Here is a 26,163-nt window from a genome sequence, read left to right as displayed (position 1 = left end):
ACCGGCTTGCTGGTCAGTAGACACCTGGTCCACACCTGCCCGGAACTCAGGGATCAATCCGGATACCGACGCCCTCGTTCCACTGTTTTTCTTCGGGTGTATAGTATAGATACACATTGCTGGCTTTGCCTTTGAAGGTACCTCCTATTTCGGCCTTCAGGTCGAGACTGATCTTTTTCACTTCAGCCGGTTTGAAATCTGTCCAGTAAAATACCAGCCAATTGTCGAAGATCTCATAATACGACACCTGCTGCTTCTCCGTCATCTCCTTGAGCTGCCAGGTTTGCGCCGTCAACCCCGCCGGAATACCAATGCGGGCTACTACCATGGGCTGTGCGTTTTGCTCCAGGTTGGTTACGGCCACCTCCATGCGCACGGTCGATCCCACCCGGGCAACGGTATCACCAAGTTGTGTAGTCAATGCGACCACCGTGCGGTCGCGGGAAGGCGGCCGGTAAGTATGGTATTGCGCTTCAAACTCATAGGGTACAAAACTGCTGCCCTTGTCATACCGCACCGTCAACACGTTGTCGCCAGTCCGCAACATGAAATTGGAAAAACTGCCCACACTGGTGTAATTCTCATTGACCGAGAAATCGATCACCACATCGTCGGTAAGATCCCTGATAAAGTCCCTGTATTGGGTAACGGCCTCGAGCGTAAGAACGATCGATTGTGTAGAGCCATAAAATCCAGTCACCCGTTTCTCCAGCATTCCCCCAAAGACCTTGTACAGTACCTCCTTGTCGGTCAGCTTGTCGTGCATCAGCGCCATAGCATACAAAGCCAGCACTTCCGTCCGGAGCGATTCGCCATAACTGCCCACCATACCCGTGGAGGCTTTCAACCCGCTATCGCGGTATAGCCTGTTGGCCAGTTTGATCAGCCGCTGGTAATCACTTTCCTTCTTCTGGTAAACAGCTGCATTGGCCATCAACGTCACCAGGTAGCCGTCTTTCAAACGCAACGCCTTTTGCACGGCCGTATCGTACTGTTGGGTGATCTCCGCGCCCATACCTGCGTTGCTCAGGGCATACACAATGTAAGCGTCTGCGGCCGCCGACTGCATGTGCGCGAACCGGCCATAGGCGCCCTTTACATGCTGAAAGCCACCTATCGAATCGCGGTGACGAAACAGGAATTCCCTGGTTCGCCGCAGCATCTTATCATCTACCTCTGTAAACGCTTTCATATCGGTAAACTGCAGCACACCATAAGCCGTAAGGCCCAGGTGACCCGGTGCCCGGCCAAACCATTCAAAGCCACCACTGCTGGTTTCAAATGACAGCAGCTTCCGGTACCCCGAGCGGATATACTTCAGGGCTCTCTGTTCAATGGCCGCAGTGGCCCTGCCCCTGCTTTTCAGGTATTTCAGGATAAAGATATTGGGGTATAGCGTGGAGGAGATGCGCCTGATGACACCATTACACAAAGCCTTGCAAATAAAAATCAGCCCCCGGTTTGAATTTCGTAATGTTTGCTTTGAAAGCCGCAACAACAGCGGCGCCAGGCCATTGTAGCTTTGTATTCATAAAACAAACAACTATGGCAAATTCAAAAGTATGGCTCGTAACAGGCGCCTCCAAAGGCCTGGGTCTTGCACTGGTGCAAGAATTATTGACACAAGGTTATGCAGTAGCAGCCACCTCCCGCAACAAACAGGAACTGATCGATGCGGTCAATACCACCGATCACCATTTTCTTCCCTTACAGGTAGATTTGAACAATGAAGGCAGCATACAGAAAGCCATCGATGAAACGATCAACCTGTTTGGCCAGCTGGATGTAGTGGTCAACAACGCAGGGTACGGATTGGCCGGTAGCCTGGAGGAGCTCTCTGATACAGAAGCCCGCAAAAATTTTGATGTGAATGTATTCGGCACCCTCAACATCATTCGCAGAGTGATGCCTTACCTGAGAGCGCAACAATCCGGTCATATCTTCAACATCTCTTCCATCGGCGGCTTCACCGGCAATTTCCCCGGCTTTGGTATTTACTGCGCCACCAAGTTCGCCGTAGAAGGATTGACGGAATCGCTGTCGGCTGAGATCAGGTCCTTCGGCATACATGCCACCATCGTATCGCCTGGTTATTTCAGAACACAGTTCCTGTCGCAAGGTTCCTTCGCGGTACCCTCCAATCCCATCGAGGCGTATAAGGTAGTCCGTGAAGTACAGGCAGCACACCAGCACCAGATCAATGGCAACCAGATGGGCGATCCTGTCAAAGCAGCAAAAGCACTCATTGAAGTGGCTACCAGCAAAAATCCTCCCCTGCACTTGTTTCTCGGCAGCGATGCCTTTCAACTGGCGGTCGACAAAATCAACGCCGTACAGACCGAAATGGAAACCTGGAAAGCAGTAACCGTCTCCACCGCCTTTACAGAACAACCGGCAGAAGCATAGTCGTTACCTAAAATGTAAAAGATGTATGCAAAGCCGATCTATGTGTTCAGGCTGGAAGAGGAGGATCGGATAGTCCGGTATCCACCTGAAAGCAGCTACTACGCGATCAGTCTGATAGCAATGCCCGCACCGGGCGCTGGTGGAATATTGTGTTTCCATCCCCTGCAAACTCCACAGACAGGAGAAGCCCCGGCTATGCCGGCGACGGGCTTCTCCTGTCTGTTTAATGCGGCGAAGTTGTCACACCACCTGCAGCGCAGTCTACCACTATTGCCCATGTTTAAGAAAGATGGCATCCCCGTGTACTGGTTGCTGCCGGGCCTGCATGCCAACTTGCACGCCTTATTTGAAAAAATGCTGATGGAGCTCAACAACAATTACGCGTTCAAATATGAGCTGCTTGCCAACTACCTGTCGCAGATCATTCACCAGGCATTGAAGTTGCAACCCGAAATGCACCGGCTGCCAACTGATGGATGTCAATTTTAGCCAACCTTACTGGCGGAAACTAGCAGATGCGGCCTTCATTTTTTAGATTTGAACCCTATGGCGCGTTTTCACTATTTTATCATTTTATTACTGATCGGACTTTGTTGTACAGGCTGTTTCCGTCGCTGGGTAATGACCGATAAACAGGTGAAGAAATACTACGCCAATAAACCCGTCAAGCCCACCTATTTTACAATACAGAACGATTCGGCCTCGCTCTTCTGCGCCGCTACCGGCGCCGATACCTTGCCTCCGCTGCTGCTGATCCACGGCGCACCCGGTGCCTGGTACGGCAGCCGCATCTTTCTCGATGACCCCATCCTGCAACAGCATTTTCACATCATCGCCGTCGACCGCCCCGGCTACCACAAATCGCGCTTCAAAGGCAAGCGGAAATCGGTGACCTCCATCAGTACGCAGGCGCACATCATCCACGAAGCGCTGCGCATCAACCGGTCGCACCAACCCGGTGTGGTATTGGGCAGTTCCTATGGAGCGCCCATCGCGGCCAAAGTGGCGCTTTTGTACCCCGAAAACTTCAATCACCTCGTCATGCTGGCTGCAGCCATCGACCCGGACAAGGAAAAATTCTGGTGGTTTCATCCCTGGGTACAAAGTGGTGGCCCACCCTATATTTTCTTCCCCCGGTTTCTGAAGAGTGCTACCGACGAAAAATTTGCGCATGCCGAAGAGCTCCGCAAACTGGCTCCCGAGTGGCATAACCTCTCGATACCTGTTACGGTGGTGCAGGGAGGTAATGACGACATCATCGAACCTTCCAACCTCGACTATGCCCGCGAAGTACTAAACGGCAAGCCCGCTAAGTTCATTTTCCTGCCACGGGCGGGTCACCTGATCCGACTGCAGGCACCCGACCTGGTGCGTTCTATCCTGCTCGATCCCCTGCCCGACAGCAGTGGTACACGAAAAAGCGGCCAGGGCGCCAGGTAGTAGTGACTGTTGGCTGGGACGGTCGATTGTCAACCTGACGCAGCATGACGCCGTACCAGGATGGCCTTAGCCCATGGCCACCTTCCGGAAGCATTCCGGGCGTCGCAGGGAGTGCCTGTATGGTCAGCCGCTCCCGTCCCCTTCGGCAGCCTCTTTTTCTTGAGGACACCTGACCGTGTTTACAACCGGTCGCATCACCAAAGTATCAGTCCAAGCAACTGATTGTTACCCCATTGTGAGACCTTGAGCCTTCATTTATGGGTCGGTTCCAGCATCTGCAAAAGGCCTTTTATGCCCACAACATTGCGGGTTAGTACGGCTGTTGCACGAACGCTTGTTTACTGGTTTTTACGGAATTAGCTAAAATTTTACATTAAAAACTTCCCCACATTTAAAAAATATAGTTTTCTTTGCGGTGACAAAATTGAATCTGACTCAAATACTCATTCAGAGAAACGAAATGCAAAAAAATCTCACCATAATACTCGCTGATGTAGTAGCACAAGTTGCTGGTACTATAGTGCGTGGGGTTTTTCCTGTACAGCTCCGTACAGTTTTTGTTAGCCCCGTCCCCGTCAGGGTACGACGTTGATACTCACTTACCATAGTATCCCCTTTTTTGGAACTATGCTCCCGCCCCGCGGGATTCGTGTCTTCAGCAGTGTACGTCACTGCATTCTTTCACATTTATAGTCTTGTCAAACAATGGAAACGCAACACAAGTTCCAGATACTGATAGCCAATGAAAGCCATTTCGGTTTCGCACAGATCATTTGCGACGAAATGCTTTCTTCTGCCAAAGCACGTGGTACCGGCATCGCCAAGCGCTCACCTGATTATATCAAGGAGAAAATGCGTGAAGGCAAATCGGTGATCGCGTTTAGTGAAGATGGTATATGGGCCGGTTTTTGTTATATCGAGACCTGGAGCCACGGTGAATACGTAGCCAACTCGGGTCTGATCGTATCACCTCACTTTCGCAAAGGCGGATTGGCCAAAGCCATCAAGAAGAAGATCTTCGAGCTCAGCAGAAAGTTGTACCCCGATGCAAAGATCTTTGGCTTGACGACCGGCCTCGCCGTGATGAAGATCAACAGCGAGCTGGGTTACGAGCCCGTTACTTATTCCGAGCTCACGCAGGACGACGCCTTCTGGGCGGGCTGTAAAAGCTGTGTGAACTACGAGATCCTGATGAGCAAGGAAAGAAAGAACTGTATGTGTACGGCCATGCTGTACGATCCCAAAGATCACTATGAGCCTGAAGAGACCAAACAATATTTTGAGGAAAACAAGAGCATCCTCGAAAGACTGCTGCGCATCAAGCAGTGGAAATTCCTACAGCCCTTCCTGAAGAAAGACAAGGAAGACAACATGAAGAAAATGGTACCTGCAACAGTCCGGCGCAAGTCGATCCTGCAGTACTTTTTCAACTTGTAGTACCAGGCGCCTTATCAGTAAACTAGATTTAACACCATAATTACGATACATCAGCAATGAAAAAAGTAGTATTAGGATTCAGCGGCGGACTCGATACGTCCTTCTGCGTAAAATACCTGGGTGAAGACAAAGGTTATGAAGTACACAGCATCATCGTTAACACCGGTGGCTTCAGCGAAGAAGAACTGAAACAGATCGAAGCTCATGCTTACAAGCTGGGCGTGAAGACACACACGACTGTAGACGCCGTAAAGACCTATTACGACCGTATCATTAAGTACCTGATCTATGGCAACGTGCTGAAGAATAATACGTACCCCCTCAGCGTAAGTGCAGAAAGGCTGAGCCAGGCTGTACACATCGCCGAGCATGTACAAAAGCTGAAGGCCGATGCAGTAGCCCATGGCAGCACCGGCGCCGGCAACGACCAGGTACGTTTCGACATGATCTTCCACATCATGATCCCCGGCGTAGAGATCATCACCCCCATCCGCGACCTCAAGCTGAGCCGCGAGGCCGAGATTGAATACCTCAAGGGTAAGGGCGTCGACATGAACTTCGCCAAAGCCATGTACTCGATCAATAAAGGACTCTGGGGTACCAGCGTAGGTGGAAAGGAAACCCTTTCTTCCAAAGGCATGCTGCCCGAAGAAGCCTGGCCCACACAGGTTACCGCTACCGGTAGCCAGGAAGTGAAACTGACTTTCGAAAAAGGGGAGCTGAAAGCCGTTGATGGCAAATCATTCGGTCACCCCACAGAAGCCATACAGTACCTGCAAACCATTGCAGGCCCTTACGGTGTAGGCCGCGACATCCACGTAGGTGATACCATCATCGGTATAAAAGGCCGCGTAGGTTTCGAAGCAGCCGCCCCCATGGTGATCCTGAAAGCACACCACGCACTGGAGAAACACGTGCTTACCAAATGGCAGCTGAACTGGAAAGACCAGCTTGCCCAATTCTACGGCAACTGGCTCCATGAAGGACAGATCCAGGACCCCGTGATGCGCGACATCGAAGCCTACCTGCAGAATAGCCAGCAAAGCGTGACCGGCGACGTATTCGTACACCTGCAGCCTTACCGCTTTCAGGTGATCGGTATCGAATCGCCCTATGATCTGATGAGCAGCAAGTTTGGTAAATATGGAGAGATGAACACCGGCTTTACCGGAGAAGATGTACGTGGCTTCAGCAAGATCTTCGGCAACCAGACCTCTATCTGGACTGCCGTACAGGAAGACAACAAGAAGTAATTAGAATGCGGCCCTTGTGATGATCGATTGACAAGGAATCGCCTGCACAAGGGCCGCATGATTATATCCAGCCGGGCCAACTGGCCCATCGCTACAAACAGGAGATATATGAGCAAGCAGATTAAAGTTGGTATCGTAGGAGGAGCAGGTTATACCGGTGGTGAGCTGATCCGTTTATTGGTCCACCATCCGTATGTAGCTGTTTCTTTTATCCATAGCCGCAGCAATGCCGGCAAACCCGTATACGCCGTTCACGAAGACCTCGTGGGCGAAACCGATTGGCAATTCACCGGCGACCTCAGCCAGGATGTAGACGTGGTGTTTCTCTGCGTGGGCCACGGAGAAGCGAAGAAATTCCTGACCGAAAACCCGTTCGACGCGCGCGTGAAGATCATTGATCTCTCACAGGACTTCCGCCTCACCAGCAACGCCACCCTGGGCGACCGCCAGTTTGTATACGGATTGCCCGAACTCAACCGCGAAGCCATCCGCCAGGCCAACAACATTGCCAATCCCGGTTGCTTTGCTACGGCCATTCAGCTTGGCTTATTGCCCTTGGCGAAAGCAGGACTGCTGCAGAATGTATATACCACCGGCATCACCGGATCGACCGGTGCCGGCCAAAGCCTGAGCGCGACCTCTCACTTCAGCTGGAGAGCCAATAATATCCAGGCCTACAAAACGCTGAACCACCAGCACCTCAACGAGATTGGCGAATCTTTGCTGCAATTGCAGCCGGCCGGTCAGATCGATGTAAGTTTTGTTCCCTGGAGAGGAGATTTCACCCGCGGTATCTTTATCAGCTCACAGCTCGATCTCGATCTGCCGGCGACTGAAGTGACCAGCCTCTATAAGAACTTCTTTGATGGTCATCCCTTCACCACGGTGAGCGACCAGCCCATCTTCCTGAAACAGGCGGTGAACACTAATAAGTGTATCATTCAATTGGAGAAAGTAGGTAGCAAACTGGTGGTACACTCTATCATTGATAACCTGCTCAAGGGAGCATCCGGACAAGCCGTACAGAACATGAACCTGCTTTTTGGTCTGGACGAACGTGCAGGCCTCAAACTGAAGGCTAATTATTTCTAATAAGCTGTGAGCCTGGGGTAGCGGGCGTCGATCACACCCCACCCCTGGTAGCCATCTCGCAGCGCAAACCAGTAGACCATGAAGTTATTTGACGTTTATCCCATCAACGACATCACCATCGTAAAAGCACAGGGCTCCAACGTATGGGATGCAACCGGCGAAAAATACCTTGACCTGTATGGAGGTCATGCGGTAATATCCATTGGCCATACCCATCCGCACTACGTAAAACGCCTGACCGATCAACTTCAGCAAGTAGGATTCTACTCCAACTCCATCCGAATACCCCTGCAGGAAGAACTGGCCACCAAGCTTGGCAAAGTATCCGGCAAAGAAGACTATCAGCTGTTTCTGTGCAACTCGGGCGCCGAAGCCAACGAGAACGCGCTGAAACTCGCCTCCTTCTACAACAACCGCAAGAAGATCATCGCCTTCAAAAAAGGCTTCCACGGAAGAACTTCACTCGCTGTCGCCGCGACGGACAATCCATCGATCGTAGCCCCCGTGAACCAAACCAGCAATGTGATCTTCCTGCCTTATAATGATGAAGCCTCCCTCGAAGCCTGTTTCAAGGCGCAGGGTAGCGACATCTCTTCCGTGATTATCGAAGGCATACAGGGCGTAGGTGGCATCAATGTGGCTACCGAATCCTTCCTGCAAAAGATCCGCACCCTCTGCGACGAATACGGCGCCGTATACATTGCCGATAGCGTACAATGTGGTTATGGCAGAACGGGCAAGTTCTTCTCCCATGACTTTGCCGGCGTAAATGCTGATATCTACACCATGGCGAAGGGCATGGGCAATGGTTTCCCCGTTGCAGGTATCATCATCGCTCCTAAATTCCAGGCAAAGCACTCCATGCTCGGTACTACGTTTGGTGGCAACCACCTGGCTTGTGCAGCGGCACTGGCGGTGCTGGAAGTGATCGAACAGGAAAACCTCCTGCAGAATGCTGCTGAACTGGGCGAATACATCACGGCACAGTTGAAAGCCATCCCCGAATTAAAGAATGTACGAGGCCGTGGCCTGATGATCGGGTTCGATGTTCCTGAGGAGTTGAAAGACCTGAAAAAGAACCTGCTCTGGAAACAGAAGATCTTTACCGGCGAAGCAAAGCCCAATGTGATCCGCCTGCTTCCTTCACTGGCCCTGCAAAAGAAAGATGCAGACCAGTTTATCGCAGCAGTGAAAGAAGAAATAGCTGCACTCGTTGCCGTAGCACAATAATGAACAATAATGGCCCGGCTTCGCCGGGCCTCTTTATATTTCAATCATCATACTTAAAAGTTCTTCCGGGTAAATGAGAAACTTTATTTCAGTACATGATGTTGCCAACATCAACGAACTGGTGGCAAAAGCGTTGAGCTACAAAGCCAACCCGCTTAAAGACAAAACATTGGGATCCAACAAGCGGATCGGCCTGTTATTCCTGAACCCCAGTATGCGTACACGTCTGAGTACTCAGATCGCTGCGCAGAACCTCGGTATGGAAGCCATCGTATTCAATGTGGGCCAGGAAGGCTGGGCATTGGAGTTTGAAGAAGAAGCCATCATGAGCGGCAGTACCGTAGAGCACGTAAAAGATGCAGCACCCATCATGGGCAAGTATTTCGACGTACTCGCGATTCGCACCTTCCCATCCCTGAAGAACCGTGAAGACGACTACAGCGAATTGTTCATCAAACAATTCATCAAATATGCAGGCATACCGGTGGTGAGCCTGGAGAGTGCTACCCTGCACCCGTTGCAGAGCCTGACTGATGTGATCACCATCAACGAGCATGCTACCGCAACGGCTGGTGGCCCCCTGTGGGGCAACAAAAAGAAACCCAAGATCGTATTAACCTGGGCACCACACGTAAAGCCCCTGCCACAATGCGTGGCCAACAGCTTCTCGCAATGGATCAATGCCTGGGGACAAGCCGACTTCGTGATCACCCATCCCGAAGATTACGAACTCGATACCCAGTTCACCAATGGCGCTACCATTACCCACAACCAGGATAAAGCCCTGAAAGATGCCGACTTTGTATATGTGAAGAACTGGAGCACTTTCAACAACGAATACGGCCGTATTTATACCAATGACCCTGCCTGGATGCTCAACAACGCCAAGCTGGCGCTGACCAACAATGCCAAGGTTATGCATTGCCTGCCTGTACGGAGGAATGTAGAGCTCAGCGATGAGATCCTCGATGGCCCCAACAGCATCGTAACACAGGAAGCCTCCAACCGTATCTGGGCTGCCCAGGCGGTACTGTCCGAGATCTTACAAGCAAACTATTAAACTGGCATGTTGGAAAAGCTATTCGTAGTAAAAATAGGCGGCAATATCATCGACGATGAAGCCAAACTGGCTTCTTTCCTCGCTTCCTTCGCGGCCCTGCCCGGTAAGAAAGTGTTGATCCATGGCGGAGGCAAACTCGCCACCCGCCTGGCAGAAGAAATGAAAGTGCCCCAGCAAATGGTAGACGGCCGCCGCATCACCGATGCGGAAACCCTCAAGATCGTCACCATGGTTTACGCTGGTTATATCAACAAGAACATCGTAGCCCAATTGCAAGCCAAAGGCAGCAACGCCATCGGCCTCAGTGGTGCAGATGGCAACGTGATACAGGCGCATAAGCGGGTACATCCAACGCTCGACTATGGTTTCGTGGGTGACGTAGACAGCGTCAATGCCCCTTTGCTGAAGGCCCTGCTCGATCAGGACCTTTCTATCGTGCTGGCGCCCATCACGCACGACAAGCAAGGCTTGCTGCTCAATACCAATGCCGATACCATCGCACAGGAAACGGCCAAGGGGCTCAGCAGCCACTTCGATGTTCAACTCATCTACTCCTTTGAAAAAAGCGGCGTACTGCTCGATGCCAATGACGATAGCACCGTAATCGCTTCCATCACCCCCGACTACTATCAACAGCTGAAAGCGGAGCAGAAGATTTTCGCCGGCATGATCCCCAAGCTGGACAATGCTTTTGCGGCCCTCAATAGTGGTGTGAAGAAAGTGATCATCGGCAAAGCCGAGCAGTTAGCCCAGTTAATTACCGGCCAGGCCGGCACAACTATTCTCCATGAGCAATAATGACCGCATAACCATATTGCAGGACAAGGCCATCGCTTTGTTGAAGCAACTGATTGCTGTGCCTTCTTTCAGCAAAGAAGAAGAGCATACCGCAGAAATACTGCATCAATTTTTGCAGGAACATGACGTACCTGCAGAAAGACACCTGCACAATATCTGGGCTGTCAACCGGCACTTCGATGCCAGCAAGCCTACCCTGCTGCTCAACTCGCACCACGACACGGTAAAGCCCAACAGGGGCTATACCCTCGATCCCTTCAAGCCCATCGAGCAGGACGGAAAACTGTTTGGACTCGGCAGCAATGATGCCGGCGGTCCCCTGGTATCCCTGATCTCCACCTTCCTGTACTACTACGAGCGCACCGACCTTCAATACAACCTGATGCTGGCAGCCACAGCAGAAGAAGAGATTTCCGGGCGAAATGGTATCGAAGCCCTGCTTCCCCACCTCGGCAACATCGAGTCGGGTATCGTAGGGGAGCCTACGCAAATGCAGATGGCGGTGGCGGAAAGAGGACTGATGGTTCTCGATTGCCTCTCCCACGGCAAGGCAGGCCATGCCGCCCGCGAAGAAGGTGAAAACGCTATCTACAAGGCCCTGACCGATATAGAATGGTTCCGCAACTACAAGTTCCCTAAGGTCTCGAGCCTGCTGGGGCCGGTGAAAATGAGCGTAACCGTCATTGAAACAGACAACAAAGCCCACAACGTGGTACCTGCCCAATGCAAATTTGTGGTAGACGTGCGGGTCAATGAGCTTTATACCTTTGAAGAGGTGCTGGACGTGATCCGTGCGCATGTACAATGCGAAGTACAACCCCGTAGTACCAGGTTGCGCTCCACCTCCATTGCACTCGATCATCCGCTCACCCAGGCGGGCATTGCCCTGGGGCGATCCTATTACGGGTCTCCCACCACATCAGACAAAGCCCTGATGCCCTTCCAAACCCTCAAGATGGGTCCCGGCGATTCGGCCCGCAGCCATACCGCCGACGAATACATCCACCTCAACGAGATCAAGGAAGGCATCGAACTATATATAACGTTGTTAGATAAGGTCATTTTTTCCCACCCGGTATCCGACAACCGGTAACCGACAATTATTTTTTATGAAGCTTTGGCAAAAAGAAAATACTTCCGTTTCAGCACAGATCGAAAAGTTCACGGTAGGTCGCGATAAAGAATTCGACATACTGTTGGCCAAATACGATGTGCAGGGCTCCATCGCCCATGTCACCATGCTGGGCGAAGTAGGATTGATGAGTAAAGAAGATGCCGCTAAAGCTGTCAAAGGTCTGCAGGATATCGCACAAGAGATAGAAGCTGGCCAGTTCAGCATCGGAGAAGGCGTAGAAGATGTACACTCCCAGGTTGAATTGCTACTCACCCAGCGCATCGGCGAAGCCGGCAAGATGATCCACAGCGGCCGCAGCCGCAATGACCAGGTAGCAGTCGATATCAAACTGTACCTCCGTGCGGAAGTGCTGTCCGTAAAAGAAGAAGTAAAACAACTCTTCGACCTGCTGATCGCCCAAAGTGAAAAGTTTAAACAGCATTTACTACCGGGATATACCCACCTCCAGATCGCTATGCCCTCCTCATTTGGCCTGTGGTTAGGCGCCTATGCGGAAGGTCTGGTCGATGACCTGGAATTGCTGGCCGCGGCCTACGCCGTTGCCAACAAAAACCCCTTGGGCAGTGGCGCCGGATATGGCTCCTCTTTCCCGCTTAACCGTACCCGCACCACCGAGCTGCTGCAATTTGGGGCACTCAACGCCAACTCTGTGTACGCACAAATGAGCCGTGGTAAAACCGAACGCGTCGTGGCCACCGGCATCGGAGCCGTAGCCGCCACCTTGAGCCGCCTGGCGATGGACTGCTGCCTCTATATCAACCAGAATTTTGGCTTCATCTCCTTCCCGTCCGAGCTGACTACCGGTAGCAGCATCATGCCGCATAAAAAGAACCCGGATGTATTTGAGCTCATCAGGGCCAGGTGCAACCGCATCCAGGCAACCCCCAACGAACTCATCCTGCTCGTCAACAACCTGCCATCCGGCTACCACCGCGATCTGCAACTGACCAAAGAAATCCTCTTCCCCGCCATTGAAACCCTCAAGGATTGCCTGCAAATGACCAGGCTGATGCTGGAGAATATGTCAGTGACGGAGAATATCCTCGACCATGAGAAATACAAATACCTGTTCAGCGTAGAAGCCGTGAATGACCTGGTCAACAAAGGGATTCCCTTCCGCGATGCTTACAAACAGGTCGGTAACGATATCGAAGCAGGTACCTTCAACTTCGACTACAAGCAGCAATTGCACCACACGCACGAAGGAAGCATCGGCAACCTGTACAACGATTATATCAGTGCCGCAATGGACAAAGTGATCGCGAAGTTCTAGTCAAGTAAAGTCTGCCACAGACATAAAAGAAAAAGCCTCCCTGTTTACAGAGAGGCTTTTCTATTCAGATAAGCGCCATAGGCGCTGTTAATGATCTTATACGTCGAGCTTGGCGTATTTAGCGTGGCTCTCGATGAACTCGCGGCGGGGCGCTACTTCATCACCCATCAGCATGCTGAAGATGCGATCCGCTTCTGCAGCGCTTTCGATAGTCACCTGCTTCAGCGTACGCGTGTCCGGATTCATGGTCGTATCCCAAAGCTGGGTAGCGTTCATTTCACCAAGACCTTTGTATCGCTGGATATTGACGCTCTCTTCCTTGCCGGCGCCAAATTTGGCCACCCATCCCTTACGCTGCTCCTCATTCCAGGCATAAGCCTGGTCTTTACCCTTCTTCACGAGGTACAGCGGAGGTTGGGCAATGTATACATACCCTTGCTCTACCAGGGGCGCCATATAGCGGTAAATAAAGGTCAGGATCAGGGTAGCGATGTGGCTTCCGTCCACATCGGCATCCGTCATGATGATCAGCTTGTGATAGCGGAGTTTGACAAGGTTCAGTGCCTTGGGATCTTCAGGCGTACCTACAGTAACACCGAGGGCAGTGTACATGTTCCGGATTTCCTCGTTCTCATAGATCTTGTGTTCCATCGCTTTCTCTACGTTCAGGATCTTACCACGCAGGGGCAGGATAGCCTGGAACGAACGGTCGCGGCCCTGCTTGGCAGTACCACCGGCCGAGTCACCTTCCACCAGGAACAGCTCACAACGCTCTGGGTCACGATCCGAACAGTCGGCCAGCTTACCCGGTAATCCGCCGCCGCTCAGTACACTTTTACGTTGTACCAGCTCACGGGCCTTGCGGGCAGCCGCTCTCGCCTGGGCAGCGAGGATCACCTTGGAGATGATATTCTTAGCTTCTTTGGGATTCTCTTCCAGGAATTTTTCCAGGGCTTTGGACACGGTGCTATCTACCACACCCATCACGTCGCTGTTACCCAGCTTGGTTTTGGTCTGGCCCTCAAACTGAGGCTCTGGTACCTTTACCGAAATGATGGCACTCAGACCTTCCCGGAAGTCATCACCTTCGATCTCTACTTTCGCTTTCTCGAACAGGTTCTCGCGGTCGCCGTATGATTTGAACATACGGGTAAGCGCCCGGCGGAAACCGGATACGTGCGTACCCCCTTCGATCGTATTGATGTTGTTGACGTAGGAGTAGATATGCTCGTTATAACTGTCGTTGTACGTAAGCGCTACTTCTACCGCCACATTGGTCTTCTCATCGCGACCCTCAACATAGATAATGTTTGGGATTAGGGCAGTACGGCCGGCGTTCTTGTCGAGCATGCTGACAAACTCGGTAATACCGCCTTCGCTATAGAAGTTCTTGCTGTAGGTAGCGTCGTTTTCATCCTTCTCGCGCAGGTCATTCAGAGTAATGCTGATACCCCGGTTGAGGTAAGCCAGCTCACGAAGACGACCTTCGAGGATATCCTTTTTATAGATCCCGGTAGTGAAGATGCTGGTATCGGGCCAGAAGTGAACCTTCGTTCCTGTAAGCTCAGATACGCCGATTTCCCGAACCGGATATTGAGGTACACCGATGCGGTATTCCTGTTCGAAGATCTTGCCTTCACGTTGTACTGTTACCTGTAGTACAGTACTGAGGGCGTTTACGCAACTCACACCCACACCATGCAAACCACCCGACACCTTGTACGTATCCTTATCGAACTTACCCCCGGCGTGCAACACGGTCATTACAATTTCCAGGGCACTTTTCTTCTCTTTCGTATTGATACCGGTGGGGATGCCACGACCGTCATCTATCACAGAGATAGAGTTGTCTTCGTGGATCGTAACAATGATATTCTTACAATATCCGGCAAGAGCTTCGTCAATCGAGTTGTCGACTACCTCATATACCAGGTGGTGCAGGCCTTTTTCGCCAACATCGCCGATATACATGGCAGGACGCTTACGAACCGCTTCCAACCCTTCCAGAACCTGAATGCTATCTGCTCCATATCCATTGGTAGCGGGGGTAAGAATTTCCTTGATTTCTGTATCCATAAATGCTTGAGAAAATGCTTGTGAGAGTTAAGAATGTTGATTCCGGCAAATGTACGGAAAATAAGGCTTTTAGCCGCTTTCAGGGCCCCATTTTATACACCTTTTTCCACCATTTAACACCTTGTTTTTGAGCCCCTCAACGCCCCTTTTTTATCCCCCTCACAGATAGCCTTCCAAAGCCTTTTTAAAGTACGTAATTTTACAGCACGATATTTGTTACGGAACTACCGCTATCCCTTTAAAAAAACTATGGAATCCAAGAATCAGTCACAGATCACATTTGACTTTTCCGAAGCACAGGCGGCGGAACACGCAGCCGTAGGGGTACGGGTTAAATCCATCAAGCCCATTGAACAACCGCGGCTCGAAGAGCCTGGGGTAACCGAACCCGAAGTGGAAGAACCGGTGGCAGAAGAAACGTTCACCACACCGGTAACGCTGGAAGAACCACCTATTGCGGCGGTCATCAGCCGGTCGGAACCTGACGTTGCAGAAACCGTACAAAGCAAGCCGCAACCCGTTAAAAAATCTACCCGCGGCCGTAAATCACTCAAGACCCTTGACGCCGAAGCTGATCTTGTCCATATACCAGCCGACGAAGTACTCTTCCAACGGCAGTATTACGCAATCGGCGAGGTGGCAGAAATGTTTGGGGTAAACCAGTCGCTGCTCCGTTTCTGGGAGAATGAATTCGATATCATCCAGCCCCGCAAAAACCGCAAAGGCGACCGCCATTTCAGGCCGGTGGATATCAAGAACCTGGAGCTTATCTATGACCTGCTGCGCCGCCGCAAGTTGACCATCGAGGGCGCCAAAGACTTCCTCAAGAAGAACAAACAAAGCAAAGAAAACTTCGAAATGATCCAGTCACTCCAGAAAGTAAAGGAGTTTCTGCTGGAGATCAAGGCATCGCTTTAAAATCACCCTCTTTTACGACGATCACACCTGGCTCCTTGGCTGCCAGCTTGATGTTCATGTCCTTCATCATACCGATGATCGACAGGTTTACTTCCTGCCGTAAGGCATTGAAGTCGGCGATGGGAATGGTGGCCGTAAAGAACTCCACATTCACCAGTAAGGTATCTTTCACGATGTCCGACATAAACACCGTATAACTCTCTACTACCTGGTTGCGTTGTTGGAAAAACTGCTGAATACGCAATACCAGTTGTTTGATCGACTCTTGCGGGGTTTCACTGCCCAGCTCCAGCTGAACAAAGGCGCGGCGTTGCGTACGCAGGGTCAGGTTGTCCATGATACTGTCCACCATCTGCTTATTGGGCATCGTCACGTAGGTCTTTTGGTCGGTACGGATACGCGTACTGCGCAAACCAATCTTCTCTACCGTACCCGTGACCGATTGCACTTTCACGAGATCGCCCACCATAAAGGGCTTGTCAAAGAAGATGATAAAAGAAGCGATCAGGTTCTCCAGGCTTTCGCGGGTTGCCAGCGCGATGGCGGCACCACCGATACTCAAAGCTGTGATCAGGTTGGTGATCGGATAGTGGAAGGCCAGCTTCAGCACCATCAGCACACCCATGATCACAATGACCGCTTTAAAAAAATCCTTGAAGAAAACCACCAGCTGGTTATCCGTCTGGTCGGCAGTAAGATCAGCCTTGTGTTGCAGGATCATGGCCACAAAGTCTATAATGCGCAACAAAAGCCAGATAAACGTGATGATCAGCACGATAATCGCCACACCATCGATGAAGCTATGCAGCTTCAACTTATACAAGGAGATATCAAAAAGGGAAGGAAAATCAAGCTTGTCAAACGACACGATCACCACCAGCAACAGCAGAAAGGTTTCCAAAGGCGACACCACCAGGTTCACAAAAGATTTCTTGTCTACACCACTGGCCAACCGGCGGATCACACGGTACAAAAGACCAGCAATATATCTTGACAAATATCGCTTGAACAACAGGGCTAACAGTATAGAACCACCTACCAGTAAATAACTCCGAATCGAATTATCAAGAAAAATGATGTCCAGGATCTTCTCCATGGTGCAAATGTAATGAAACCACTAGCGGTAAGTATATATTTCCAACTGCCGGTCTCGCAAAAGATAGAGATAACCAGGCATGATCTTGATCTTACGGGCACTGCGCATCGTAGCAGGAATAGGATATTGCTGCAGGTTGAGTGTACCGGGTTCGTAGCGATACAGGATATCGGCATCACGACCGAAAATAGTATTGTTGATCACGGAGAAATCAGTCCAGCCAATGAAACGGATACGGTTCTTAAAAGCACCGTAATAATCGAACAGGTAAACTCCCTTGGCCGCATCATAGAGATACACTTGCTTGTTCTGGTCAACGATGAACCTCGGCGAGGGCATAGAGTCAAACAGCAAACGGAAATCTGCGGTCTGATCGATAATACGACCATCCTCACCTACCCGCTTCAGCTTGCTTTCCAGTTCGTCAAACACCCAGATGTTATTGTCATAGGCCTGACCAATAGCCTTCACCTGAAACAATTGTCTTCGCCGCAGATCCAGTGTAGAGCGGGTATTGAGAAACCGGTCAAGTGTTACCACCGTACCATAATCCTTGAAGTACAACAATACTTTCAGCGGGTTCGATACATCGATGAACTGGATCTTCCCATACTGACGAACATTGTTGAATACAGCGACCGAGTCACCCGCTGGTCCCATCTTTTTTAACTGACCCGATGCGTTCAACACATAGATATTGCCCAGGTTATCGATCGTAAAATCAGTAAATTCTCCGGCAATGACCTGCTGCAATACAAAGAAACTATCGATGACAGGAGCGGCTTTCTGTGCGCGCAGGGACAAGTTATTGCCCAATAGGCATAGCAGCAGCAGAAAAGATGATATCGTGAACTTGTGTAGCATTATTGAGCAACCTCGCCCCGTACGATCTTGACCTCCTGTTCCGGAAACCTCGATTTCAGTACCATATTGGAACCATCAAACTCAGCATAGGTGTAATAACGGATCCAGTCACCCAGGTTGATATACCGGCTATCCTTATTCATCCTGAAATCGATAGGCAGGTGGCGGTGACCGAAGATCAGGTATTTATAGAACTTTTGCTGCAACACTTCTTTACAGTAGATGATCAGCCACTCTCCCTTTTCGCCAAAGAATTTTTCATCCACAGCGCCCGTCATACGACGGCTGCGCCGACTCAGGTAATTGGCAAGTCCAACGCCCACATAAGGAGGCAGAATGCCAAACAACCATTGGCAAACCGGGTTCCGAAATATCTTCTTGATAAACTTGTAGCCATGATCACCGGGTCCCAGACCATCGCCATGGCCCACGAGGAAGGGCTGGCCGTTGAACTCAAATTCTTTAGGCTCGAAATAGACGGGGATATTCAGCTCCTGCTGAAAATAATCTTTCATCCACATATCATGGTTGCCCACGAAGAAGTGAACAGGAATACCAGCATCCGTAATCTCAGCCAGTTTGCCCAGCAAGCGTACATATCCTTTGGGAACCACCAACCGGTACTCGTACCAGAAATCAAACATATCACCGACGATAAAGATCACCGCCGCATCCTTCCGGATCTCTTCCAGGAACTCAACAATGAGTTTTTCCCTTTGTAAACTGGCAGCCGCATCCGGCGCACCAAGATGAAAGTCGGAAAGAAAATATACTTTTTTACCAGCGGGTATGTTCATAGCAAAACTTAAAAAAATCCGGACTGCCTTTTCTGTTGATCATCGCGGTATTGAAGCACACTACCCGACACGATCGCCGGTTTATCATTAATGTTTCTGTTGTACCAATAGATCCAGGCCAGCGTATCCCGCTCGTTGACCACTACATTCACCGGCTCCCGTCGATAGAGCGGCGTTTCGCCCGGGTCGGGCACTACACCTTCATAATCATCAAGCTGACTGAAAGCCCAGTCAAACTCATCCTTGCTGTTAAGCTGGTAAAGTTCGCCTACGATCCAGGCATCTTCATTGACGGGAATGGCGGCAGGATATTCGCCCATATCGTACAGTTTACCCTGCACCTTAGCAGGGCCGATCAGCGTAAAATAACCACTGATGTATTCGTAAGCCGGGTGATGAAAACCGCTCAGGAGCGATCCATACACAAAGAGTTGATAGATTTCGGAGGCCATAGGAAGTAAAATAGGCTGCACACACGTTGGCGCCGGCACCGCCGGTCCATAGTCGCTCAGCACGTAAAGATAATGGCAAATACAGAATTATGCGGGCAGCATCTATTTATCGACCAGGAATACATAAACTTCCTTGGGGCCATGCACCCCTACCACCAACGTCTTCTCGATATCGGCCGTACGACTGGGACCCGAAGCAAAAGTGATCAGAGTTGGAAGGTCGTTGCCGTACTTTTCCCGGGCCGCCTGCAGGCCGTCACGGATATCGTACACCAGTTGGCTGGTATAGGCAATGCAAATATGGATAGGAGCATAAACGCTGACGGTACGACCACTTTGCTGACCGGTACTCATGACGATGGTACCCGTCCGGGCCACCAACCACTCACAAGTGGTGATCGCCGCATCGCAACTCGCTACGTCACCGTGCTGATGTTGCTGAAAGCCGTTGGCCGACAGCCGCTGTTTCAACGCCTGTTCACGGCAGTAAATATTGGCCCATTGGTTGTGGGACACCACATGGTTCAATTGAACGGCCAGCTCTTGTTCGTTGAGACAGAACACAAACTTGCCCTGGAGCTTTGAAAACTGTTCGGCAAACTGCACTTCCAACTCTTGTTGACTGGGCTGGAATACCGAACTGCTTCCTTCACTTTGCGGAAAAGGAAGAGGCGTTGACTGAGTCAACGCCTTCCGTATTTTCTTGAGAATACTTTCCCTTGCAGGAGAAATCTTCATAATATCAATTAAGAGGCGGAAGTCGCCGGGTGCACATTGCTGTCGTAAGGCGGCACTCCCTGGCTGATGGAACTTTCTTCCGCACCATGACCAGGATTACCATCTACATCGAGCAACTTCTTTTCACCATAAGGACGCTTTCCGATGAGGGATTCAACGTCGCTTTGGAACAATACTTCCTTGCTCAGCAAAGCTTCTGCCAGTTTTTCAACCTGACCTTTCTTTTCAGTCAGCAAACCCTTGGTCTTTTCGTAAGCGTCATCGATCAGTTTTCTGACTTCCTCATCGATCAGCTTGGAAGTTTCTTCCGAATAAGGCTTGGTGAAAGAGTTTTCTGAAGCGGGATCGTAGAAACTTACATTACCCACCTTTTCATTCATACCGTATACGGTGATCATGGAGTAGGCAATGCGGGTCACCTGCTGCAGATCGTTCTGCGCACCGGTCGATATCTTGCCGAAGAAGATCTCTTCGCTGGCGCGACCACCAAGTGTCATGCAGATCTGATCGGTGAGTTGATCGGTATTGTACAGGTACTGCTCTTTCGGCGTGTATTGTGCATATCCCAGTGCCGCCACACCGCGTGGTACGATGGTCACTTTCAACAGCGGATAAGCATGTTCCAGGAACCAGCCGCAAACAGCATGACCGGCTTCGTGGTAAGCAATGATCCGCTTTTCATCGGGAGAAATGATCTTATTCTTCTTTTCCAGACCACCAATAACGCGATCTACAGCGTCCTGGAAGTCTTCCATCTCAACCGATTGCTTGCCTTTACGGGCAGCGATCAGGGCAGCTTCATTACAAATATTGGCGATATCGGCACCGGCAAAACCAGGTGTTTGTTCGGCCAACTTGTAAATATCAACTTTATCGGAGATCTTGATTGGCTTCAGGTGCACCTTGAAAATGTGCTCACGGCCTTTCAGATCGGGTTTGTCGATAGAGATCTGACGATCAAAACGTCCGGGACGCAGCAGGGCGGAGTCGAGTACATCGGGACGGTTGGTAGCCGCCAACACGATAATGCCACTTTCGCCGCTGAAGCCATCCATTTCTACCAGCAACTGGTTCAGCGTACTTTCTCTTTCGTCATTGCTCATCATGGCATTTTTACCACGTGCACGACCAATGGCGTCGATCTCATCGATGAAGATGATACAGGGAGCTTTTTCACGGGCCTGCTTGAACAGGTCACGTACACGGCTCGCGCCTACCCCTACAAACAATTCCACAAAATCGGAACCGCTCATCGAGAAGAAAGGCACCTGTGCTTCACCAGCCATAGCCTTGGCCAGCAAGGTTTTACCTGTACCGGGAGGGCCTACCAGCAACGCGCCCTTGGGAATTTTACCACCCAGGGAAGTATACTTTTTGGGGTTCTTCAGGAAGTCCACGATCTCCATAACTTCCACTTTCGCTTCGTCGAGACCAGCTACGTCTGAGAAGTTGATGTTGACCTTGGTTCCTTTATCGAACAGCGTAGCACGTGATTTACCAATGTTGAAGATACCACCGGGACCACTGCCGCCACCGGCGCCACCACCCATCTTACGCATCAGCATCACCCAGATCAGGATGATCACCACCAGCGGAAGCAGGAATTGGATGATACCGGTAAACCATTCGCCTTCCGTAGCAGGCTTGTTAGAAACCGGCTTTACAGTTGGGTGGTCTTTATACCAGGCTTTCAGTTCTTTGTCAAACTCGTCAGCCTTGATAACACGGAATTCGAAATGAGGTCCTTTTTCAGATACACCGGGCCATTTCTTGGAAAGCTGGTCCTTGTATTTTTGATATCCCTGAGCAGTCAGGGTTACTCTGATAAGGTTCTTATTGGTGATGGTAGTCAGCTTATCGACGTCTCCTTTTTCCAACATGGAGTAAAACTCGATGTCATCAATTTCTTTGGCATCAGGGGCAAAGGAACCGAATAATTGAAAAGCTACCAGTACAGCAAAGATGATCGCCCAAACCCAATAGATATTGAACTTTGGACCTTTACGCTGGCCATTATCATCACCTCGGGGGCGTAGGCGCGGAAAACCGCGTTCATTCTGTCTTGAATCGTCCTGTGACATATTGTACTTGCTTCAGCTTGTTTTTCTAATTAAGGATTATAGCGATGAAATTGTTCAAAAAAACCTGTTGAAATGGCAGATTCTGAACAGCTTCGGGTACACAATATCAAACATCCGGCTTTAAGAATCAAATTATTTATGCTCTTCGGCCTCTGCGTCGCTCCACATTTCTTCCAATTTGTAGAAACCGCGGGTCTCTGGCAACATGACATGAACCACGATATTAACGTAGTCTACGATCACCCATTGTGCACCGGAGTGCCCTTCCTGGTGATAAGGTGCTTCTTCAGCAGCCTCCCGTACATGTTTATCTACAAAATCGGCAATGGCCTTGACCTGGGTGGTACTGCCAGCCTCACAAACGACGATGAAATCAGCAATTGCTTCGGGAATTTTCCGGAGATCGATCGAAATGATATTACTACCTTTTTTCTCCTGGATAGCGTGGATGATAGCTTTGAAAATCTTAGAATTTCTGGTTAACCTGGCTACACTGGTTCGTTTACGACGGGTAGCTAACGTTGAAATTTGTTCCAATAATGAATACTTTTTTTAGATGGTCAATGATGATCCTGAAAGCCCTCAGGATGCGTTGTATCCTGCTTTTACCACCGGGCTATTCCATTATCCCAATATAACAGCACAGTAGCTTAAACGTTCAACAGATATATCTATTTTCGTGCAATCCAAAAATAGTGATCTTTTGCCACATCCTACTATTGGCCAACAGCTTATTATATTACCGGTAATTGACAGCACCAACAACTATGCCATGGCGCAGGCCGTCGCTGGCACGGCCACACATGGTACCGTCTATTTCGCCCTGCAACAAACAGCCGGCAAAGGACAACGTGGCAAAACCTGGCATACCACCGTGGGAGAAAACATCATGATGAGTGTCGTTATTCAGCCTGAAGTACTGAAAACCAGTCAACAATTCCTCCTTTCGGCTGCTATTGCACTCGGCTGTTATGATTTCTTTAAAAATTATGCCGGGGAAGAAACCAGCATCAAATGGCCCAACGACATTTATTGGCGTGACAGAAAGGCAGCGGGAATATTGATAGAATCACGCATTGGAAGGCCCACCCAGCACCTGGCTGTAAACACAGCTGATGCCATTTCCGGACAGTTAGCACCTGAATTGCCCGGCAACGATACAGCCAATCGCAACATAGATGCATCAGGCCCGGGCACCCCGCCCACCGAAGCCGGTACGGGCACTGCCCCAGGCGACACCCCCACCTGGCTATTCGCCGTCGCCGGTATGGGCATCAACATCAATCAGACTGATTTTGCCCCCGGCGCCACCCGGCCGGTATCCCTCAAACAAATTACCGGCAAAACCTATGACATACATGCCCTCGCACGGGAGTTGTGCCAGGCCCTCGAAGAACGTTACCAAAGCCTCAACGATCCCCAACAACTGTTTGCCAGCTATCACCAGGCCCTCTATAAGATCGACCAGCCGGTAAAACTCAAAAAAGACAACTACCTGTTCGAAACGACCATCACCGGCGTTACGCCCACCGGGCAACTGACCACCCGCGACGTCGTGGAACGGCAATTCGATGTAGGAGAAGTAGAGTGGGTACTATAAACAAAAAAGAACCATCTCGAATGGATGATCCTGTCCGTGAAAATTCCCCCAATATTATTTGGTTGACTTTTTCCTGATCGTGAATACCCGCGATAGATTGAAGCCAAACCTGATCTCTCCTTTCCAGAAATCGTCGGTGGTAGTAGTCAGGAATGCCCGCTCATTCATACCCGTAGCATTGGTGAAATGCAATTGAAAGACGTGACCGCCCGTTTCAATATCAAATCCCAGCGCCAGGGGATCCTTCGTTCCGGGCTGCCGCCCCGCAAGGATCGGCGTATAGTCCACCACAAAGGCAGTGCGTTTCGTTAGTTTGATACGGCCGCCAATACCCAATGCCCAGGTATTGTTGTCATCCTCTGCGCCAGGTACGAGGTTGCGGTGCAGGAAGATAGGATTCAACTGCATACTGAAGCCGTCGCTGAATTTGCGGCCTACAATGACCTCCTGAAAGAAAGCCAACCGGTGCTTGAACGCGTACAGCTCCTTGGGTTCGGGAAAATCCTGCGTCCGCAAGGTCATACCGGTGATCAACACCACGGAGAAGGGAAAGCCGTCCGGGCCCGTCGATTGCCATACCGGCCGATACTTGATAAATCCGTCCAGCTCTTTGTTTACGTTACTGCGGCCAATACCCACAGTGAGGCTTTTCCCCAAACCATAATCAAAACCAAAACGCATATTCGCTTCGTCGAGACCAAACAGATCTTTGAACCCATGATTGATGGTACCAAACCGGTGGAGAATGCGTACATCGAGCACCCCCTTACCAATAAACTCCATGGAATGGCTATGAACGATCCGTGAAGATTTAAAAGCATTTTTCACATACTCCTTGCGGACAGAATCCGTCCCCAGTTCCTTTAAAAGATCCTGGTCCTGAGCACGAGCGGCGAGGCCGGCGGTCAACAACAACACAACCGACACGATGCTATAGATTGTTCTTTTCATATTACAGTATGAAATTTGGTTAAGGCTTAAGCGGCTCCAGGGCACAATCGACTGTGATGGCTACCGTGTTCGAAATATTATCCTTCACTACAGCCGGTATCTTGATATGGTAGTCCGACAACAGGATACTGAACGATGCATTGAGTTGCGGCTTGCCGCCATTGACGACAATAGTGCCAGGCACCTCGATCTCTTTGGTCACACCATGCAACGACAAGGTTCCTTTCACCTTTGCCGGATAGCTCCCATCCTGCCCATACCTGATCTCGCTATTATTGGAGACCATGCCTTTGAAATCAGCCTTCGGATATTTGTCACTCTCTACATAATTCTCATTGAAATGCTCTTGCATAAGCGCCTTGGCAAACTCAAAGCCTTTCATAAGCACCGCATACTGTATAGCCCCCGATTTAGAATCGACTACACAGGTCACGCCTTTATGTTTTGCAGTGATCGTTTCGACGGTACCCTTGGAGACAAAAGATATTTTGCCACTCTTCGTAAAGAATTTGTCTTGCGCGTTACCCAGTACGGATAGTAATAACAAAATGGCTACGCCCATCAACCTGTTGTTCATAGTTATGATCAGTTTTAGTAAAGGATCTATTGTTTGGAATCCAGCACACAGCGGTTAAGCTCTACGTCGGACCCCAACAAACCCGTTTCATCTTTTTTAAATCCTGTAATAGCACCTTTGATGGTAATGACATCACCCCGACGGATGTTGCCAACGAACGCAGCCTGGGCACTATCGAGCAAACATCGCACGGACGAAGACATGCCTGTCGTATCTCCCATCACCACCGTACAATCGCCCTCGCTGGTCGTTACTTCTTTTACGACACCTTGTACTGCCAGAATTTTATTTTGATATTTGACATTGGCGACGCTGTCATTGGCTAAAAACTCATTCACCAACGGTACAGCCCCTACGGTTACGTCAGCCTTCACCTCCGCAAGATTTGTGTTGGTGCGGTGAAATTCACGATACGCATAGATTGCCACCACGGCCAGCACCAGTGCGATGCCCAGCAGTATACCAGTCCTTCTTCGCATGATTTAGTTATTGGGAGTTCCTGAATTGACCCAGCAGCGGATGATCCTGATCTGGGCCGACGGTAGCGGCCCACCCCCTTTGGGCATGATGCCACTTTCAACGGCCGCCTGGATACGGGCCGCAACATTGCTGATCTGGGTATAGTTGGTCAAAGGGCCCGGACCATTCGTAGACCCCGCTCCGTGACAGCCCTGGCAATTCGCCTGAATGATAGGCCACACATCGTTGACAAAACTGGCGTTTACCCCCGCACAATCGTGTCCTGAAGGATTCAGTAGTTCTTCTTTATCACTGGTACAGCCAACTAGCAAGGCCAGGCATACAGACAAAGTGATCAGCACTTTTTTCATCATAGTACAAACGTTTCCTATGATACCCTTACGGGCAACCAGCTGCACAGGTTGCCTGT

At 50.4% G+C, this 26,163-nt stretch carries 26 protein-coding genes; 13 read left to right on the top strand and 13 right to left on the bottom strand.

Annotated features, from left to right (window positions below; all coding sequences use genetic code 11):
* Positions 1 to 46: 46 nt before the first annotated feature.
* A complete protein-coding gene (locus P2W70_RS02945; RefSeq protein ID WP_276479929.1) occupies positions 47 to 1,432 on the bottom strand; it encodes a prenyltransferase/squalene oxidase repeat-containing protein in 1,386 nt (461 codons plus the stop codon).
* A gap of 113 nt (positions 1,433 to 1,545) precedes the next feature.
* Between P2W70_RS02945 and P2W70_RS02940 the strand changes: the two genes are divergently transcribed.
* The 11 genes from P2W70_RS02940 (at position 1,546) to argH (ending at position 13,124) form a co-directional block, all read left to right on the top strand.
* Entirely contained in the window at positions 1,546 to 2,406 is an 861-nt protein-coding gene (locus P2W70_RS02940; protein ID WP_276479928.1) for an oxidoreductase, read from the top strand.
* Positions 2,407 to 2,427: 21 nt separating this feature from the next.
* The gene (locus tag P2W70_RS02935) at positions 2,428 to 2,895 is read left to right on the top strand and encodes a hypothetical protein (protein WP_276479927.1); all 468 of its coding nucleotides are present in this window, start codon (positions 2,428 to 2,430) and stop codon (positions 2,893 to 2,895) included.
* Positions 2,896 to 2,952: 57 nt separating this feature from the next.
* Entirely contained in the window at positions 2,953 to 3,846 is an 894-nt protein-coding gene (locus P2W70_RS02930) for an alpha/beta fold hydrolase (protein WP_276479926.1), read from the top strand.
* A 705-nt stretch (positions 3,847 to 4,551) separates the two neighbouring features.
* Positions 4,552 to 5,283, top strand: coding sequence for a GNAT family N-acetyltransferase (locus P2W70_RS02925; protein WP_276479925.1), 732 nt, complete (start codon positions 4,552 to 4,554; stop codon positions 5,281 to 5,283).
* Positions 5,284 to 5,339: 56 nt separating this feature from the next.
* A complete protein-coding gene (gene argG, locus P2W70_RS02920; RefSeq protein WP_276479924.1) occupies positions 5,340 to 6,536 on the top strand; it encodes an argininosuccinate synthase in 1,197 nt (398 codons plus the stop codon).
* Between the two features lie 108 nt (positions 6,537 to 6,644).
* Positions 6,645 to 7,628 carry an N-acetyl-gamma-glutamyl-phosphate reductase gene (gene argC / locus P2W70_RS02915; RefSeq protein ID WP_276479923.1) on the top strand — a complete coding sequence of 328 codons (984 nt, stop codon included), beginning with the start codon at positions 6,645 to 6,647 and terminating at the stop codon, positions 7,626 to 7,628.
* Positions 7,629 to 7,706: 78 nt separating this feature from the next.
* Positions 7,707 to 8,858: an aspartate aminotransferase family protein gene (locus P2W70_RS02910; RefSeq protein ID WP_276479922.1), complete on the top strand. Its 1,152-nt coding sequence runs from the start codon at positions 7,707 to 7,709 to the stop codon at positions 8,856 to 8,858.
* Between the two features lie 73 nt (positions 8,859 to 8,931).
* Positions 8,932 to 9,918, top strand: coding sequence for a Rossmann-fold NAD(P)-binding domain-containing protein (locus P2W70_RS02905; RefSeq protein ID WP_276479921.1), 987 nt, complete (start codon positions 8,932 to 8,934; stop codon positions 9,916 to 9,918).
* Positions 9,919 to 9,924: 6 nt separating this feature from the next.
* Positions 9,925 to 10,716, top strand: a complete 792-nt coding sequence (argB, locus tag P2W70_RS02900; protein ID WP_338119792.1) for an acetylglutamate kinase — start codon at positions 9,925 to 9,927, stop codon at positions 10,714 to 10,716.
* Complete coding sequence (locus P2W70_RS02895) at positions 10,706 to 11,809, top strand: M20 family metallo-hydrolase (protein ID WP_276479920.1); 1,104 nt, start codon at positions 10,706 to 10,708, stop codon at positions 11,807 to 11,809. The genes argB and P2W70_RS02895 overlap by 11 nt, the downstream gene beginning before the upstream one ends.
* 16 nt (positions 11,810 to 11,825) lie before the next feature.
* Complete coding sequence (argH, locus tag P2W70_RS02890) at positions 11,826 to 13,124, top strand: argininosuccinate lyase (RefSeq protein ID WP_276479919.1); 1,299 nt, start codon at positions 11,826 to 11,828, stop codon at positions 13,122 to 13,124.
* 96 nt (positions 13,125 to 13,220) lie between these two features.
* Here the strand turns inward: argH and gyrB are convergent, their stop codons facing one another.
* Positions 13,221 to 15,200: a DNA topoisomerase (ATP-hydrolyzing) subunit B gene (gene gyrB / locus P2W70_RS02885; protein ID WP_276479918.1), complete on the bottom strand. Its 1,980-nt coding sequence runs from the start codon at positions 15,198 to 15,200 to the stop codon at positions 13,221 to 13,223.
* A gap of 249 nt (positions 15,201 to 15,449) precedes the next feature.
* Between gyrB and P2W70_RS02880 the strand changes: the two genes are divergently transcribed.
* Positions 15,450 to 16,118 (top strand): MerR family transcriptional regulator, encoded by a 669-nt coding sequence (locus P2W70_RS02880; RefSeq protein ID WP_276479917.1) that lies wholly within the window; start codon positions 15,450 to 15,452, stop codon positions 16,116 to 16,118.
* Here P2W70_RS02880 and P2W70_RS02875 read toward each other — a convergent pair.
* From P2W70_RS02875 to rsfS, 7 genes are all read right to left on the bottom strand, one after another.
* Positions 16,102 to 17,214 (bottom strand): mechanosensitive ion channel family protein, encoded by a 1,113-nt coding sequence (locus P2W70_RS02875; RefSeq protein ID WP_276479916.1) that lies wholly within the window; start codon positions 17,212 to 17,214, stop codon positions 16,102 to 16,104. The two genes, P2W70_RS02880 and P2W70_RS02875, sit on opposite strands and share 17 nt — an antisense overlap.
* A gap of 21 nt (positions 17,215 to 17,235) precedes the next feature.
* The gene (locus P2W70_RS02870) at positions 17,236 to 18,078 is read right to left on the bottom strand and encodes a hypothetical protein (protein ID WP_276479915.1); all 843 of its coding nucleotides are present in this window, start codon (positions 18,076 to 18,078) and stop codon (positions 17,236 to 17,238) included.
* A complete protein-coding gene (locus P2W70_RS02865) occupies positions 18,078 to 18,875 on the bottom strand; it encodes a UDP-2,3-diacylglucosamine diphosphatase (protein ID WP_276479914.1) in 798 nt (265 codons plus the stop codon). The genes P2W70_RS02870 and P2W70_RS02865 overlap by 1 nt, the downstream gene beginning before the upstream one ends.
* An 8-nt stretch (positions 18,876 to 18,883) precedes the next feature.
* Positions 18,884 to 19,327, bottom strand: a complete 444-nt coding sequence (locus P2W70_RS02860; RefSeq protein ID WP_276479913.1) for a gamma-glutamylcyclotransferase family protein — start codon at positions 19,325 to 19,327, stop codon at positions 18,884 to 18,886.
* A gap of 102 nt (positions 19,328 to 19,429) precedes the next feature.
* Positions 19,430 to 20,065, bottom strand: a complete 636-nt coding sequence (locus P2W70_RS02855) for a LutC/YkgG family protein (RefSeq protein ID WP_276479912.1) — start codon at positions 20,063 to 20,065, stop codon at positions 19,430 to 19,432.
* Between the two features lie 8 nt (positions 20,066 to 20,073).
* The gene (gene ftsH / locus P2W70_RS02850; protein WP_276479911.1) at positions 20,074 to 22,146 is read right to left on the bottom strand and encodes an ATP-dependent zinc metalloprotease FtsH; all 2,073 of its coding nucleotides are present in this window, start codon (positions 22,144 to 22,146) and stop codon (positions 20,074 to 20,076) included.
* 132 nt (positions 22,147 to 22,278) lie between these two features.
* Positions 22,279 to 22,683 (bottom strand): ribosome silencing factor, encoded by a 405-nt coding sequence (rsfS, locus tag P2W70_RS02845; protein WP_276479910.1) that lies wholly within the window; start codon positions 22,681 to 22,683, stop codon positions 22,279 to 22,281.
* A gap of 166 nt (positions 22,684 to 22,849) precedes the next feature.
* On the opposite strand from rsfS, the gene P2W70_RS02840 reads away from it, so the two are divergent.
* Positions 22,850 to 23,746: a biotin--[acetyl-CoA-carboxylase] ligase gene (locus P2W70_RS02840; protein ID WP_276479909.1), complete on the top strand. Its 897-nt coding sequence runs from the start codon at positions 22,850 to 22,852 to the stop codon at positions 23,744 to 23,746.
* Positions 23,747 to 23,800: 54 nt separating this feature from the next.
* Here the strand turns inward: P2W70_RS02840 and P2W70_RS02835 are convergent, their stop codons facing one another.
* From P2W70_RS02835 to P2W70_RS02820, 4 genes are read right to left on the bottom strand one after another with little or no spacing between them, the layout of a single operon-like run.
* On the bottom strand, positions 23,801 to 24,697 hold the full coding sequence (locus P2W70_RS02835) for a DUF5777 family beta-barrel protein (RefSeq protein WP_276479908.1): 897 nt from the start codon (positions 24,695 to 24,697) through the stop codon (positions 23,801 to 23,803).
* Between the two features lie 19 nt (positions 24,698 to 24,716).
* Positions 24,717 to 25,274 carry a YceI family protein gene (locus P2W70_RS02830; protein WP_276479907.1) on the bottom strand — a complete coding sequence of 186 codons (558 nt, stop codon included), beginning with the start codon at positions 25,272 to 25,274 and terminating at the stop codon, positions 24,717 to 24,719.
* Positions 25,275 to 25,300: 26 nt separating this feature from the next.
* The gene (locus tag P2W70_RS02825) at positions 25,301 to 25,753 is read right to left on the bottom strand and encodes an OB-fold protein (RefSeq protein WP_276479906.1); all 453 of its coding nucleotides are present in this window, start codon (positions 25,751 to 25,753) and stop codon (positions 25,301 to 25,303) included.
* 3 nt (positions 25,754 to 25,756) lie between these two features.
* The gene (locus P2W70_RS02820) at positions 25,757 to 26,107 is read right to left on the bottom strand and encodes a c-type cytochrome (protein WP_276479905.1); all 351 of its coding nucleotides are present in this window, start codon (positions 26,105 to 26,107) and stop codon (positions 25,757 to 25,759) included.
* Positions 26,108 to 26,163 lie beyond the last annotated feature (56 nt).

Source organism: Paraflavitalea pollutisoli, assembly GCF_029360705.1.
In the GTDB taxonomy this organism is placed as follows: domain Bacteria; phylum Bacteroidota; class Bacteroidia; order Chitinophagales; family Chitinophagaceae; genus Paraflavitalea; species Paraflavitalea pollutisoli.
This window is presented reverse-complemented; position numbering and strand designations above follow the sequence as displayed.